We start from the raw sequence: 275 nt of genomic DNA, 5'->3' as shown, positions 1-275 counted from the left end.
AACCCTTTCATTTTGCGTTTCATCCATAAATCATGATTTTCTACATGCTTAGGGCCCTCAAATATGCCGTCACTCATCATAATCAAGAGATCACCCGCTTTCAACTGCTCACTCACAACCTCCACATCGAATTCATTAATAATACCGATTGGCAGATTGCTCGCTTGAACTTTCATTACCTGGTCGCCCCGTTTGATAAAGCTAGGCGTCGATCCAACCTTCAAAAATTTACAGCTTGCATCTTGTAGATCGATAATAGATAGGTCAAGCGTGGA

General features: G+C 41.8%; 1 protein-coding gene. It reads right to left on the bottom strand.

Annotated features, from left to right (window positions below; all coding sequences use genetic code 11):
* Window positions 1–275: SpoIIE family protein phosphatase (locus tag CF394_RS00655; protein ID WP_165767414.1), on the bottom strand; the 275-nt coding region annotated here is incomplete at both ends.

Origin of the sequence: Tetzosporium hominis (assembly GCF_002265435.1) — a bacterium.
Taxonomy (GTDB): Bacteria; Bacillota; Bacilli; order Bacillales_A; family Planococcaceae; genus Chryseomicrobium; species Chryseomicrobium hominis.
The sequence above is the reverse complement of the archived record's forward strand: the minus strand, read 5'-3'. Positions and strand labels throughout refer to the sequence as shown.